The sequence below is a fragment of the Burkholderia aenigmatica genome (genome assembly GCF_048627025.1).
In the GTDB taxonomy this organism is placed as follows: domain Bacteria; phylum Pseudomonadota; class Gammaproteobacteria; order Burkholderiales; family Burkholderiaceae; genus Burkholderia; species Burkholderia aenigmatica.
In genome coordinates this window covers 1,135,625-1,149,737 of the sequence record NZ_CP184469.1, presented here as the reverse complement: position 1 = coordinate 1,149,737, position 14,113 = coordinate 1,135,625, and the positions used below count along the sequence as shown (strand labels likewise).

The window sequence follows — 14,113 nt, the reverse complement described above, 5'->3', positions numbered from 1 at the left end:
CGAGGTCAAGAAGAACATGCATCCTGAATTCGCGCTCGAGATTGCCGACGCGGCGAGCGTGACCTATCGAGCGCTTCTTGCTGCCCATCCGGACGAACATTTTTATGCGTTCGCCCTCTATACCGACAGTGGCGCGATGACCGTCGTACCGGCCGCCAATTCCGAGGAGGGATTGAAGCGGGTTCGCGAACGGATGGAGGTCGGCGACGACGAGAAGGCGCCGGAGTTCACCTGGGCAACCGGCGAATGGGCGTATGAATCCGCCGAGGCTGATTCGTTCAATCCGCTCTGCGAGCGGTTGGCCGAAACGGTACTGGGCCCGGAGATTCCCGAAGCGAAGTTCGGCGAATTTTTCAGGGATCTTCAGCGCGACATGATCGAGGCGCTCCGGATGCTCGACCAGGAAGGATTGTTCGGAACGGGCGCGGCGCGCGAGAAGATCACGCTGTTCGTCACGATCAGTGACGACAACGGGGCCGAGGCACTGGAGAACGAATCCGCCAGGATCCTGAACCCGCCCGCCGTCTTCGATCGTTTCATCAACCGGTACGCGTAGCGGCGAAAAAGCCGACACCGAGCGTTCGAGACGCGGCATGCGCCGATGCCAAGGGTCGTTCGCTGATCGGCAGACTGCGCGAGTTCGTCGATTTCACAGCAGAAATCTCGTCGAACACGTGGCGATGGCGTCGGCCGATCCACGGCACGCTGAGGCGAGTGCCCTACCCGCTTCAGCGGGCGCGCATGGCGCCCATGCCACGCTCACGCCCGCGTGGTCGTGGCCTGCTCGGCCAGCGCGGCCCGCTCGATCCAGTGGATGGCCGGCGCATCGTGCTCGCCCGGCACGGGCCTGCCGATCAGGAAACCCTGCACTTCGCGGCAGCCGGCATCCGTAATGCACGCCAGTTGCTCCTCCGTCTCGACGCCTTCCGCGACGGTCGTCACGCCGAGGCGCTTGCCGAGATCGGCCACCGCGCGCACGACGGCCGCGCAGTCCGGGCGCGTGACCGCATCGCGCACGAAGCTGCCGTCGATCTTGATCTTGTCGAACGGAAACGCGCGCAGATGCGCGAGCGACGAGAAGCCCGTGCCGAAGTCATCGAGGGCGACGCGCACGCCCATCGAACGCAGCGCGCGCAAGTCCGCGATCGCCTTGCCCTCGTCGTGCAGCAGCGCGGTTTCCGTCACCTCGATTTCCAGCCGGTCAGGCGCGAGGCCCGCGCCGGCCAGCGCCGCCGCGAAGGCCGGCACGATCGTGCCGTGGCCGAGCTGCCCCGCCGACACGTTGACGGCGACGCGCGCGCCGTCCGGCCAGCGCGCCGCCTCCCGGCAGGCCTGGTCGAGCACGAATCGGCCGAGCCGGTCGATCAGGCCGCCGCGCTCGGCCACCGGAATGAAGCGGCCCGGCGAAATCCACCCGGCGTGCGGGTGATGCCAGCGCAGCAGCGCCTCGCGGGCGGTAATGCGGCGGGTCCGGGCATCGACGATCGGCTGGTAGAACACGTACAGCCCCTGGTTCTCGTCCAGCGCGAAGCGCAGCTTCGATTCGAGCGCGATCCGCTCCTGCGCGCTCGTTTCCATGTCCGGCGAGAACATCCGGTACGTGCCCTTCCCGGCTTTCTTGGCCGCATAGAGCGCCATGTCCGCGCGTGACAGCAGCACGCCCGCGTCGTTGCCGTGATGCGGCGCCAGCACGCAGCCGATCGACGCGCCGATGCGGAACTGCCGGTCGGGCGACGGTGCATAGGGGGCGGCGAGCGAGTCGACGAGCCGCGCGGCCGTGCCCATCGCGCCGTCCGCGTCGGTGTCGCGCAGCAGCACCGCGAATTCGTCGCCGCCGATGCGCCCGAGCATCATCCCCGGCTCGGGGCACTGCCCGCGCAGGCGTTCCGCGACCTGGCGCAGCACCTCGTCGCCCGCCGAATGCCCGCGGGCGTCGTTGATCAGCTTGAAGCCGTCGAGGTCGATGAAGAGCAGCCCGAGCACCTTGTCCGAGCGGCGCAGGCTCGCGTCGAATTCGGCCAGGAAGGTCGCGCGGTTCGGCAGGCCGGTGAGCGAATCGTGATGCGCGAGCTGGTGGATGCGCGCCTCCGCTTCGGCCTGCTGCGTGACGATCGACCACGACAGCATCGGGCCGATGTAGCGCCCCTGGGCGTCGCGCACAGCCGAGACCTGGATGTCGAGCACTTCCGGCCCGAGCGCGATGCGGGCGCGATGCGGCAAGTTCGCCGGATCGGCAAGCAGGCGGCGCTGGTGCTGCGGGTGCGGGTGGAAGAAGTCGATCGGCGCGCCGAGCGCATCGTCCGCCCGGATCGGCAGCAGGTGCTCGATCGAGCGCAGCAGGTTGCGCGACGTCGCGTTCAGGTAGTTGATGCGGAACGTCTCCGGGTCGGCCGTCATCACGGCCACCGGCATGTCGTCGATCATCCGCATCAGCCGCATCTGCGCCTGCTCGCGCATCCGCGATTCGGCCTGGGCATCGACGGTACGCAGGAAGCCCCGGTAGTTGACCGAGATCACGGCGATCAGCGCCGCCGACACGAAGGCCATGTTGACCGCGGTGGCGACGAGCGTCGGCTGGCGCGTCGAGAGAAAGAATGCGATGAACGCGACGTTGACGATCACGGCCACGCTCAGCGCGGCCGTGCGCAGGTACATCAGGCTGAAGATGCAGCCGATCACCGTGATCGCCATGTAGAACGCGACCTGGGCCTTTTGCCACGCGTCACCGTACGGGAACAGCAGCAGTGCCCAGGCGGTGAACGTCACCGCGATCGGGATCACCAGCCAGTTGGTGACCGTGAGCGCGCGCAGCACGGCGTCCGGCGTCGGTTCCAGCAGCCGGGCGCGGCGCCAGTGCAGCAGCCGCGCGAGCGACGCGAGCGTCATCGCGGCCGGCATCGCGACCGACAGCCACCACGGCGTGCTGCCCAGGTGCGTGACGGCGAGGCTCCAGGTGCTCGAGATGAGGATCAGGTACATCACCGGAAGCTGGCCGGCGAATACCCGGAACTGCGCCGCGAGCAGGTCCGGGTTGCGGGCCGGCGCTGCGATGCTTGCCAGTCTTGCGATCCGTGCGTAGTGGGTTTTCATGTGAGCCTGCATGCTGCAACCCGGGTTCGGGTTGTCGTGTCCGGCGCCGCCGGTTACCCGCACGGGTCCGGCTCCATATCGGCCTTGACGGCCGATTCAGCCGCGGCAACCGGCGCACCGGCGCGGTTGCCGCCGGTCAGCGCGAGCTGCCCGCTGCCGACGATCTCGTTGAGTGGCGCGGGCCTGCCGAGCAGGAAGCCCTGCGCTTCGTCGCAGCCTTCGTTCGCCAGCAGCGCAAGCTGGTCGCGCGTTTCGATGCCTTCGGCCAGGATCGGAATGCCGAGGCTCTTGCCGAGCGCGAGCACGGCGCGGATGATCGCGCGATCCTGCGGTTTCGCCTCCGCGTCCGCGACGAACGACTGGTCGAGCTTGATGCGGTCGAACGGGAACGAGCGCAGCGTGTCGAGCGACGAATAGCCGGTACCGAAATCGTCGAGCGCGATGCTCACGCCCAGCGCCTTGATCTGCCGCAGCGTGTCCAGCGCGCGCTCGCGGCCGGCGAAGATCGTCGATTCGGTCAGCTCCAGCTGCAGGCGCGACGCCGGCAGGCCGGTTTCTGCGAGCACGTTGGCCACGAGCGCCGTCAGGTCCGCGTGCATGAACTGCACCGCCGATACGTTCACCGCGACGGCATAGGGCGGTTCCCACGTGGCCGCTCGCGCGCATGCCTCGCGTAGCACCCATTCGCCGATGTCGAGGATCACGCCGTTCTCCTCGGCGAGCGGAATGAACTCGGCGGGCGGAATCGTGCCGAGCGTCGCGTGCTGCCAGCGCAGCAGCGCTTCGTAGCCGCGGATCTCGCCGGTCGTGAGCGAAGTCTGCACCTGGTAGTGGATGCTCAGCTGGTTGTCGGCCACCGCGCGGCGCAGGTCGGCCGCGAGGCTGCGGCGCGCGCGCACGATCAGGTCCATCGCCGGCTCGTAGAAGCAGATCGTTTGCGCGATGCTGCCCTTGGCGCGGTACATCGCGAGGTCCGCGTTGTTGATGAGGATGGCCTGGGTGGCGGCGTCGTCCGGGAAGATCGCGACGCCGAAGCTCGCGCCCGGCACAACCTCGTAGTCGTCCAGCCTGACCGGCTTGTAGAGCGCCGGCTCGAGCCGCTCGAGCAAATCCATCAGGCGCGTGTCGTCGTCCATCCGGCAAAGCGCCGCGAATTCGTCGCCGCCGATGCGCGCGACGAATTCGCCGTCGCGCAGCAGGTTCGTCATGCGCCGCGCGAGGATGCGCAGCACCTCGTCGCCGGCGTGATGGCCGCGCAGGTCGTTGATTTCCTTGAAGCGGTTCAGGTCGATGCCGATCAGCGCGAGCTTCGTGCCGTGTTCCTGCGCGAGCCCGATTTCGAGATCCAGCCGTTCGTTGAAGCTGGCCCGGTTCGGCAGGCCGGTCAGCATGTCGCTCAGCGCCAGCCGGCGCAGGTGTTCGAGCGATTCGGCCCGCACGTTGCTGTCGATCACGTAGCTCACGAGCCCTGTGCAGACGATCACGAGCGACATGCCCGCGACCGCCAGCGCCAGCGGACGCAGCGCGCTCATGTCGGTCCAGGTGCCGTCGAGCGTCAGCGGCGTGATGCGTAGCGCGGTCATCCCGGTGAAATGCAGCGCGAGAATCGCGAGCGACAGCACGCCGGCCATCTGGTTGACCGCGTGCGGCGACGGCCGCATCGCGAGGTGCAGCGCGAGCGCCGCGAGCGTCATCGCCAGGAGCACCGATGCGATCAGGTAGCCGACGTCCCACGACACGATGCCCTCGACTCGCCACGCGAGCATGCCGGTGTAGTGCATCAGCACGATCGCCACGCCGACGATCGCGCCGCCGAGCGCGGGCGCGGCCTTGACGGTGCGACAGGTCGTCAGCGCGAAGCCGATCGTGCTGCCGCCGACCGCGATGAACAGCGACACGAGCGTAAGCGGCAGGTTGAAGTGCACGGGCGCGCCGGCGTCGAAGCCGAGCATCGCGATGAAGTGCGTGCACCAGATCGCCACGCCGGCCGAAATGGCCGTCAGCACCTGCCAGCCGAGCCGCTGCGTGCCGGACGTGTTCACCGTGCGCTGGAACAGGCGCGCGGTGACCCACGAGCCGGATCCGCACAACAGTGCGGCAAGCAATACCAGCCAGTGATTGTGCCGATAAACGATGCACCCCAAAACTGTCGCCAAAACCTTCCTTCCCCTATCCGTCGCATGGGCTGATGCTGTTCCCGATCGAAGCCGCGAGGCGATGCCGCTTCGATCGGGCGCGCCTTCCAGATATCGGCATGTGATGAATAAACTGAACGCCACGCGGCTGCGCGCAAACGATTTCCTGGAAGATATTTTTTGTGGAAAAAGTGCCGGAACGCGGCTGGATGGGGCATCGACGGATCGGCTGAGGGCTTGCCGATCGCCCGGGAGGTGCAGGTGATGGATCATGCGGTGGAGTTCCGCCTGGGTTCACCGTCAGCTTCTTGGGGGGCATCGCGGATGACCGGGGAGCGCGGCGCGGATCTTGAAGAAGATGTGTTTCTCGTCGCAACGCCAGCGCCCTGCTGCTTCTCTTCAGAACTTCTACGCCGAGTGACGGCAAATCAATGAAACATGCGACGTCTGAATCCGGGGATGAGATTGCCGGTGGCGGCAAATTTGGCATGCGCGTGCTTCGGCGCCTCACCGGCCGATTCCGGATAAGCGCGCGACCGGTAATGGACGCGCATCGGCGCGCGGATGGCTGCCGGCGCGACCGTGTCGGCATGCAGCGCCGATGAACGGGATACGTGGTGGGCGTGATAAAAGTGGCGTTCCAAAGGTCGACCGCCTGCAATCGCAGGCGGTCGATCCACATCTGCCCGTCATTCGCCTGAGTGTCGCGTGGCCTCGATCGGCACGCCTTGCTCCGACACGAAATACCGCCACGCGATCATCGGGCGCTCAACGCCCTCACACCGACGCGATCAATTCACCCCGACCGCACTCCACGCGCGAGCGACCGTTGCGCTTTCGGCCGAGTTCGCGCCGTACAGGTCGTTCGCCGCCTGGATCGATGCACGACGTGCGTTCGGGTAGCTGGAGTTGGCATTCAGATACACGGTCAGCGTCCGGTACCAGATCTTGCCGGCCTTTTCGCGGCCCAGGCCGCTGAAGGTCGTGTCGCCGTTGCAAACCAGCTGTGCCTTCGTCAGACCGGTATCGGTCGACGGCACCGTCGGGCCTTCGGCCAGCAGGTAGAACAGGCGGTTGCCGACGCCCGACGTGAAATGCGGATCGTGGCGCGGATTCGACCACGAGAATCCGCCGGACGGGTAACAGCTGAACGACCGGCCATCGAGATCCTGCTTGTACATCTTGCGCAGGCCGCCGCTCACCACGCGCGCGCCGATCACGTAGTTGCCGGGATCGTTCGGATTGTTGGCGTAGTACTTCACGAGCGTGCCGAAGATGTCCGACGTCGACTCGTTCAGGCCACCGGCGTCGCCCGAATAGTTCAGGTTGGCCGTGGCCTCGGTCACGCCGTGGCTCATCTCGTGCCCGGCGACGTCGACCGACACGACAGGTTTCGGCAGACTGGTGCCGGGTTGGCCGTCACCGTACACCATCACGTGCGACGAGAGCCATGCCGCGTTCGCGCCGGTCGTGCCGCTGCCGGTATTGAATACAACGTGTGCATAGCTCTTCACGCCGCGGCCGTCGTTGAAGATGCCGTTGCGGTTGTGCGCCGTCTTGTAGTAGTCCCAAGTGAGCGCGAGCCCATAATCGATGTCGGCGGCGACCGTCTGCCGGTCGGTGGTCGTGTTGTTGCCCCACACGTTCGTGCTGCTCGTGAAGATCGGCAGGTCGGTCGCCTGCTCGACGTCGTCCGAGGTCAGGCCGCGACCGTCGTAGACCGAGCCGGCGCCGCGACTCGGATCGAGCATCCGGTACGCGTTCATGCCCGTCTGGTCCGTGGTGAGCGTCAGGTCGCCGTAGTACAGCGAGCGGCCGGTGCCGGTCGCGGCGGCGGTCTTGATCAGGTCCTGTGCGTCGAGCACGGTGCCGGTGCGCGCGTCGACGTAGTACAGCACCGCATCGCCGTGCGCATCGGTTGCCTTGCCGTATACACGCACGGCGTAGGCCAGCGTCGGGTTGACGTCGCGTGCGAACACGACGAGTTCCGCGTCATCGACGCGGCGCACGTCCGAGTTGAACCGCGCGGCCGCGATGCGCTTGACCCTGGCCGCACCGATGTCGGGTGCGTTGCGTACCACGGAGCGGTTTCCGACCTTGCCGATCGTGCCGGAGAGATTGATCGGCGCGAGCTGGGTCACGCTCGCCTGCTTCAACTGCCCCTTGCTCGAATGGACGACAACGTCGCCGCCGATCACCGGCAGCCCCGCGTAAAAGCGGTCGAAACGCACGTGCTCGGTGCCGTCGGGATCGACGATCACGTCGCGTACCTGGAACTGATCGCCGTCCGTCGGCGCGCCGGCCTGTGGCCCCGCGAACTTCAACGTGCGGGCTGCGCCACCGACTGCGAGACTGAAGGCGGACGGGTTCTGCTGGATCAGTTGCAGTGCCTTGTCAACCGTGGCCGACTGGTCGCCGGCTTGGGCAAAAGCACTGAGACTCGCGACGGTAATCGCGGTGATGGACAGCAGACGAGACAGTTTCTTCATGTAATCCCCCGGGTTATAAGTGGGTGATGTTCGAGGAATGCATCAACGTCAGACTTTCAAGACATGTCACGAACAGCAGAGGGATCCTAGAAGGTCATTTTTATAATTACAAGATATTTTCTGTTTGATTAATTTTTACCTTCATCGAAGTTAATCGAGTCATGTTTTGGTGAGGAATTTGAAATTATCTCGTTGGCTGAGGTGACGGAATCCGCAACCTTGTATTGGCTGGATTTGCGGGGCGAGCCCCGTGTTACCTAGGGGAGCCAGCGTGCGACGTGGGTCGATCAGGACGGACGATGTGAAACCGGAGTAAAGCGGTAGATGCTATTTGCTTTATTAAATATTGATTTTGATTGTTGCCATTCCGGGCGCGTCGGTGCGATTTTTCACGGCGATACGATTCTCGTTTTTGATGACGAGACCTTTTAATTCGTAGTGAAAGCAGGACGACCGACGCATGAGATAATGTTTTCTACGAATCTCCCGCTTGAGCGACGCGACGCAACTCATCGCATGTAAGCGTCACCCTTTCTCCGGCATCGGAAGGCCCGCGCTCCGACACCGGCTGCGCACGGTTCTGACCACCTGTCGCGCTTGTCGTACGTGAAGCGGATGTACCGTGGCACGCAGCTATTTCCGACGGAGACGCATGCGATCGACGAACCCTCCGTCGACGGTCGGCCGCCTACCCGCCCCTCACCTTCAACCGCACCACCAGCCACGTCAGCGCGCCCAGCACGAACACGGCGAGCGTCCACGTGCCGCCATGGTGCTGCAGCACCGCGGCTGTCGCGGCGACGCCCGCCAGTCCTTGCTGCAGGAAGCCGCACAAGGCCATCGCATGCGCGCCATGGTCGTGCGCATCGCTGACGGCGGTGGCCATGCTGTTCGGAAACAGCACGGCCTGGCCGAAAATCGCCAGGCAATACAGCGCGATGAAGATCCACAGGCCGGTAAAGTGCGTCAGCAGGCCGCCGTGCCACGACGCCAACATCAACGTGGTTGCCAGCGCAACCAGCGCGGCGCCGGCATGCATCAGCCGCACGCCGCCGAGCCGTCTCACGAGGCGATTGACCAGCATCGCGCCGCTGAAATAGGCGACGCCGAGCAACAGGCCGATACCGCCGAAGCTCGTTACGGCCAGCTTGAAATGCTCCTGGAACACGAACGGACTCACTTCCTGCAAGGTCACGGTGGTCGCGAACCCCAACCCGCCTGCGCAGGCTGGCCACAGGAAGCCCGGGCGCCGCAGCAGGATCCAGTAAGTGCCGGCCATGCCCGACGTGACCGCGGTGCGGCTCCCCGCCTTCAACGGCAACATGGACGAGAGACCGATCGCCAGCGCGGCGATGACGGCCATCAGCACGAAACCCGTTTGCCAATGACTGTATCGGCCGATCAGCCCGCCGACGAACTGGCCGCCGCCCAGCGCCGTGATGAAGGCGATCGACAACACGGAGAGCCGTCGCGCCAGTTCGTCACCGCGCCAGTTGTCGCGGACGATGATTCTGGCGATGATCGCTGCGCCGCCGCCCCCGATGCCCTGGATGGCGCGCAACGCGAGCAGTGCCGGTGCGACCGTGCAGCTGGCGAGCAACAGGCTGCTGGCGACGAACAACAGCAGCGAAATCAACAGCGGGCCACGCCTGCCCCAGCGTTCCGCAGCGGCGCCCCAGAATGGCACCGGCAGCGCCGCGCCGATCACATAGGCGGAGATGGAGAATTCGGCACCGCCTTGCGTCATCTTCAATTCGCGCATGACGACAGGCAGCGACGGCAAGTACACCGTCGTCGCCATTTGCGCCATGAAGACGATCAGGCACGCCAGCGCCATCAGGGGAACAGTCGACGCGGCAGGTTCGCACGGCGCGCCGGCGGCAAGAACGGGTTTGTCGCTCATGCGCGGTCCCGATCCGATCGAGATGCGCACGCCGTCTTTACCCATTCGCGCACACATCGCGGGATCCTGTCGCACGCGCCGCCCGCTTGCATGCTCTCCCGCACCCCGAGTTCGGTCGCCATCGTTTCTCTCTTTCGCTCTTGTTGACGTTCGTTGCGGCCGTGTGCTGCCCGACCCTCGCGCGAGATTGTACAAAACGCGGAACGTGCCTGCACGAGACCCCACGCCTGTCGTGGCCGTCGCAACGGCGAACCTCCGGGAGCGGTGTCGGAACGACGTCTCTTGCAACCGGTTCCGGGGAAATTGGAACCTGTCCGGAACGGCATGCGCCAATGCATCGAGGCCCCCGGGACGCGCATGACGACCCGAGTGCCACCTGCCTGAACCCGATCGAAGACCCAGCATCGCATCGGCGCATGAGGCACAATACCCGGCTTCCAAAATCAACCGCGGCCAAACCCATGCGCTTCATCGTCGTTGGAACCAGCGGAGCGGGGAAATCCACCTTTTCGAGCGCACTGGCCGCGGCAGCAGGCTGCCCGTACATCGAGCTGGATCGACTCTACTGGGGCCCGGGCTGGACCGCCGTGCCGCCGGAACAGTTCGAGAACGCCGTCCAGGCGGCGACAGCCGGCGACCGATGGGTCGCCGACGGGAACTACAGCGCCGTGCGCGACGTGCTCTGGTCGAGAGCCACGCACGTGATCTGGCTCAACTTCGGGCGACGGACGGTATTCTCCCGGGTGCTGTGGCGCACGTTGAGCCGCGGGCTCATGCGCACCGAGCTTTCGCACGGCAACCGTGAGTCGCTGCGGATGGCATTTTCCCGAGAGTCAGTGCTGCTGTGGTCGTACACCACGTTCGCGAAGAATCGTGTCAAGTTCGCCGCCCTGCGCGACGACCCGAAATACGCGCACCTGCACTGGACGGAAATCACCGAGCCTTCGCGCACCCGCGCGGTCATCGACATGCTGGCCCGCGCGGGCAGTTGAGCTTGCCCCAACGGGGCATCACTTCACCGCTGCATTGCCGCCGTCGGCGAACAGGGCCGAGCCAGTCACGAAACTGGCCATCGGGCTCGCCAGAAACAGCGCCGCGGACGCGATCTCGTCGGGGCGGGCGATGCGCTTCATCGCGTGGAGCCCGGCCGCCCATTCCTTCTGCTCACGGTCTCCCCCCATCGCGGTATCCACCCCGCCCGGCAACAGTGCGTTTGCCCGAATGCCCCGTGCCGCGTAGTCCGCGGTGATGCTCTTCACCAATCCCATCAAGCCGGCCTTGGACGCGCCATACGCGGCCATCCCGGGAAGCCCGACGCTGGTTCCCACGAAGCTGGACGTGAAGACGATCGAACCGCCCCCGCGTTCGAGCATCGCGGGAATCTGGTTGCTTGCGCCCAGGAAGGCCGCCGTCAGATTGATGGACAGCGTGTGCTGCCAGTCGTCGAGCGAGAGGTCCGCGAGCGGCTTGAGCGGTCCGACCGTCCCCGCGTTGTTGATCGCGATGTCGAGGCCGCCGAACTCGCGCAGGGCCGTCGCGACGAGCCTTCGATGCGTATCGGCGTGACCGACGTCGCCGGCGCATGCGCACGCCTGCCCGCCCTGACGACGGATCTCGTCGGCAACCTGATTCAGCGTGGCTTCGTTTCGCGCGCCCAATACGACTGACGCACCGTGCTCTGCGAACATCAACGCGATCGCGCGGCCGATGCCGGCAGAAGCGCCGGTGACGATGGCGACTTTCCCTTCGAGTAAGGTCATTTTTTTCACATCCCGTGAGTGAGGTTCGTCACGGCAATGTAGGTGACCGCACGCAGGCGGACACTCCGTTTCTTGCTTTTCAAGTCCTGCTCGACGGCAAATCGCACGGTGGGTTGCGGGTGGCGCGGATCGGCCCTGTCGCGCACTGCAGCGATCTGCACTGGACGGAAATCGCCAGGCCGTCGCATACCCGCATCAGTCGTCGAACGTGCCGCGATATTCCGGCGCGGCATCCGCACGCGTGTTCAGTTCGAACATCACGCCGCCCGGTGCGCGGCAGAAGAAACGCGAACCGCGCCCGTTGTTGAAGACGTCCGTCACCATCTCGACGCCCTCTTCCCTGAAGCGCTCGAACAACGCGCGAACGGCATCGAGGCTCGGCAGCTCGAACCCGACGTGGAAATTCGTCGGCCATGCCGGCACGTCGTCGCTGACGTGGTCGATCACCACGTCGAAGCCCGCGCGCTTGAGGATCCAGGATTTTTCCCAGCTTCCCGCGATCGTGAAGCCGAGGTGCCGCTCGAAGAAGCGGGCCGTCGCCAGCGTGTCGGCCGACGGGAAGCTCAGGTGATTGAGCTTCATGGTTTGCGTAGTGGCAGTCATTGCGAGTCTCTGTCATGCGTCGATCGGCGGAGGCCCCATGCCGTTCCGCCCGACGAATTCAGAATACGAGCCGACGCTCACCTTCGACAACTCGCATTGGACGCCTGCTTCGACCGCGCGCGAACCCGCGTGGCACCGCGGGCCGGGGCACGGATGCGATCGCCGCGGATCGCGCTACTCGCATTCGGCCGCGATTCACCGCAACGACATCATTTCCGGCACCCGCCCACCTCCACCTTCGTGATGATGTCGGCATGGTTGGTCTTGATGGTGATCATGCACACATAATCGAGGACGGTTTCGTGGCCGTAATACCCGGTGGCTTCATAGTCGTCCTGGTACAGCGGGATCTCCGCCACGCCATTTCCTGCGGGATTCACCCCGGCAACATGACTGCCGACGTACCGGCTGCCGGTCTGGACGAACGTCAGGTTCGGGCTCACGTGAACCCGCGACGTGTCCCAAAAGTAGTTCCCGGTATAGCTTGCCGACTCCGGCGACTGCCCTAGCGGCGGCTGATTGATGAACGGACGGCCGAACGCCTTGAACGCCACCGATATCGGCTGTCCGACCATGGCTTTGGCCGCCTTCTGAACCGGGCCGGGATCCAGGGTCGCGCACACCGGGCTGGAATCCAGGACGGAGCAGACATTCGCGCAACCGGCGAAGAACGGGATCGCCGCACACGCCCACACCATCGACATACTGTTTCTCGAGATAGACATCGCCATTCGACCCTCCCCGTGCACAAGTGGAACCCTCGTTGAACGCGACCTGCCGCGCGCCGCCCTACGTCTGCGCCGCTTCGTACACCCTCGTCTTTGGATTGAACCTGTATTCGACGACGTCCGCGGCACCATAAGTCTTCTTCCGACCGGCGTTGTCGACGCCCGTCCCCTTCATCGCCACACGAAGACGCGGCCAATCGCGACCGTCGGTCGACGGGAAGGTCAGGGTCGACGAGCCGGCCACACACGGGATGTGATTGCCGGTGCCGTCGGCATCGCATGCTGCGCCGTTGTCGTCGCCGCGAAACACGTTGCCGGCATAGGTCCAGTCGGTATCGTCAGGATTACTTGACGCACTGGTGCGCTGATAGACGAACATGCTGAACGACTTGATCCGGGTCCCGGAAGCCAGATGCCAGGTCGGGACCGCCAGCACGATCTGCCCGTCCGGCGTTGTCGTGCTCACGGCGGGTTCCTTGTCGTCGATCGTGTCGGCCTTCTCATAGCCGCCAAACTCGCCGATGGAGCGCTCCGACTCGACCATGTTCCAGCCGGCCACGCCACCGTCCGTGGTCCATTCGAAGGTGGCCTCGGTGATCGTCACCCGGGCATCGGGCGCCGGGGCAGCGGTTTTCTCCTGTTCGGCGTACTTGTTCGGCGTGTCGTAAGCGAAGCCGGTGAAGTAATGGTTGCCGTTCAGATCGAACGCATAGCCATACCAGTACGACGCCTGGCTTCCGTTGGCGATCTCCATCGTGTCCTCGCCGTGCGCGTCCTTCTGGTAGATGCCCTCGAGCACCTGGCCGGGCCTCGGCGGCACGGGTGCCGGGCGCTTCTCGCTGCCCTCGCCTTGCGCGGCCACGGCCTGCGTCGCCGACGCAGCGGCCGATTGCGCATTCGATGCCGTATCCGCATGCCCGGATTTATCCCCGCATGCCGCGACCACAAGCGAAACGACGGACAGCCACGCAAACTTCCCGATCATGTGCCTTTACCCCTGTATGCGGTCCCGTGATGCGTCGTGATGTGATCCGATGCGATCTCACGGGATGCATTAACTGATATCGCTGTTCGATACCGATTGCCCGGCCGACCGATTCAAGCGCCGGGCCGTGTTGAACAAATGGAGCGGATTGTCTGGGCGTTCAGCGCCGCCGGGCGTCGTAACCGGCGGGAAAAGCGAAGGCCATGAAGGCGGGCGCTGCATAGGCAGACAGCCGAATTTGACGCGGCAACGCGAAGCGCTGCTCGGGAAGCATCTTGTTGACGGGTTTCATCGTTTTCGTTTGTCGTTGTCGGCGCCAATACGGGATTGGAAGACGTGCTCGGACACGCTCAACGCGGGTTGCGTTGCACCAGTCGACGATTATCACCACTATCGGCAAATAAATCATCCATCGACGGT

Annotated in this window: 12 protein-coding genes; 2 read left to right on the top strand and 10 right to left on the bottom strand. The window is 65.2% G+C overall.

Translation table 11 applies throughout. The annotated features are described in order from the left end of the window. The first annotated feature begins 58 nt into the window (after window positions 1-58). A complete protein-coding gene (locus tag ACN8ZM_RS22260; RefSeq protein ID WP_420212403.1) occupies window positions 59-556 on the top strand; it encodes a DUF4303 domain-containing protein in 498 nt (165 codons plus the stop codon). A 203-nt stretch (window positions 557-759) separates the two neighbouring features. Here the strand turns inward: ACN8ZM_RS22260 and ACN8ZM_RS22255 are convergent, their stop codons facing one another. The 5 genes from ACN8ZM_RS22255 to ACN8ZM_RS22235 all read right to left on the bottom strand — a co-directional run bounded on the left by ACN8ZM_RS22255 (window position 760) and on the right by ACN8ZM_RS22235 (window position 9,617). Beyond that, window positions 760-3,090 carry a putative bifunctional diguanylate cyclase/phosphodiesterase gene (locus ACN8ZM_RS22255; RefSeq protein WP_420212402.1) on the bottom strand — a complete coding sequence of 777 codons (2,331 nt, stop codon included), beginning with the start codon at window positions 3,088-3,090 and terminating at the stop codon, window positions 760-762. Window positions 3,091-3,143: 53 nt separating this feature from the next. Then, entirely contained in the window at window positions 3,144-5,234 is a 2,091-nt protein-coding gene (locus ACN8ZM_RS22250; RefSeq protein ID WP_420212401.1) for a putative bifunctional diguanylate cyclase/phosphodiesterase, read from the bottom strand. A 419-nt stretch (window positions 5,235-5,653) separates the two neighbouring features. Further along, window positions 5,654-5,869 carry a hypothetical protein gene (locus ACN8ZM_RS22245; protein WP_420212400.1) on the bottom strand — a complete coding sequence of 72 codons (216 nt, stop codon included), beginning with the start codon at window positions 5,867-5,869 and terminating at the stop codon, window positions 5,654-5,656. 147 nt (window positions 5,870-6,016) lie between these two features. Continuing rightward, a complete protein-coding gene (locus ACN8ZM_RS22240) occupies window positions 6,017-7,714 on the bottom strand; it encodes a M4 family metallopeptidase (RefSeq protein ID WP_301766335.1) in 1,698 nt (565 codons plus the stop codon). Between the two features lie 688 nt (window positions 7,715-8,402). Further along, a complete protein-coding gene (locus ACN8ZM_RS22235) occupies window positions 8,403-9,617 on the bottom strand; it encodes an MFS transporter (RefSeq protein ID WP_420212399.1) in 1,215 nt (404 codons plus the stop codon). Between the two features lie 461 nt (window positions 9,618-10,078). Between ACN8ZM_RS22235 and ACN8ZM_RS22230 the strand changes: the two genes are divergently transcribed. Then, window positions 10,079-10,609 (top strand): toxin, encoded by a 531-nt coding sequence (locus ACN8ZM_RS22230; protein WP_420212398.1) that lies wholly within the window; start codon window positions 10,079-10,081, stop codon window positions 10,607-10,609. Between the two features lie 18 nt (window positions 10,610-10,627). Here ACN8ZM_RS22230 and ACN8ZM_RS22225 read toward each other — a convergent pair whose 3' ends face one another. The 5 genes from ACN8ZM_RS22225 to ACN8ZM_RS22205 form a co-directional block, all read right to left on the bottom strand. Then, window positions 10,628-11,377, bottom strand: coding sequence for an SDR family oxidoreductase (locus tag ACN8ZM_RS22225; RefSeq protein WP_420212397.1), 750 nt, complete (start codon window positions 11,375-11,377; stop codon window positions 10,628-10,630). Window positions 11,378-11,572: 195 nt separating this feature from the next. Beyond that, window positions 11,573-11,980, bottom strand: a complete 408-nt coding sequence (locus ACN8ZM_RS22220; protein ID WP_179258790.1) for a VOC family protein — start codon at window positions 11,978-11,980, stop codon at window positions 11,573-11,575. Between the two features lie 209 nt (window positions 11,981-12,189). After that, window positions 12,190-12,711 carry a hypothetical protein gene (locus tag ACN8ZM_RS22215; protein ID WP_420212396.1) on the bottom strand — a complete coding sequence of 174 codons (522 nt, stop codon included), beginning with the start codon at window positions 12,709-12,711 and terminating at the stop codon, window positions 12,190-12,192. Window positions 12,712-12,769: 58 nt separating this feature from the next. Beyond that, window positions 12,770-13,570, bottom strand: a complete 801-nt coding sequence (locus tag ACN8ZM_RS22210) for a hypothetical protein (RefSeq protein ID WP_420212395.1) — start codon at window positions 13,568-13,570, stop codon at window positions 12,770-12,772. 283 nt (window positions 13,571-13,853) lie between these two features. Continuing rightward, entirely contained in the window at window positions 13,854-13,985 is a 132-nt protein-coding gene (locus tag ACN8ZM_RS22205; protein ID WP_420212394.1) for a hypothetical protein, read from the bottom strand. Window positions 13,986-14,113 lie beyond the last annotated feature (128 nt).

What these genes read in the sequence shown, in the direction of transcription:
- ACN8ZM_RS22230 (WP_420212398.1), top strand. Translation starts at nt 10,079, where the DNA reads ATGCGCTTCATCGTCGTTGGAACCAGCGGAGCGGGGAAATCCACCTTT.
- ACN8ZM_RS22225 (WP_420212397.1), bottom strand. Translation starts at nt 11,377, where the DNA reads ATGACCTTACTCGAAGGGAAAGTCGCCATCGTCACCGGCGCTTCTGCC.
- ACN8ZM_RS22205 (WP_420212394.1), bottom strand. Translation starts at nt 13,985, where the DNA reads ATGAAACCCGTCAACAAGATGCTTCCCGAGCAGCGCTTCGCGTTGCCG.
- ACN8ZM_RS22215 (WP_420212396.1), bottom strand. Translation starts at nt 12,711, where the DNA reads ATGGCGATGTCTATCTCGAGAAACAGTATGTCGATGGTGTGGGCGTGT.
- ACN8ZM_RS22235 (WP_420212399.1), bottom strand. Translation starts at nt 9,617, where the DNA reads ATGAGCGACAAACCCGTTCTTGCCGCCGGCGCGCCGTGCGAACCTGCC.
- ACN8ZM_RS22255 (WP_420212402.1), bottom strand. Translation starts at nt 3,090, where the DNA reads ATGAAAACCCACTACGCACGGATCGCAAGACTGGCAAGCATCGCAGCG.
- ACN8ZM_RS22240 (WP_301766335.1), bottom strand. Translation starts at nt 7,714, where the DNA reads ATGAAGAAACTGTCTCGTCTGCTGTCCATCACCGCGATTACCGTCGCG.
- ACN8ZM_RS22220 (WP_179258790.1), bottom strand. Translation starts at nt 11,980, where the DNA reads ATGACTGCCACTACGCAAACCATGAAGCTCAATCACCTGAGCTTCCCG.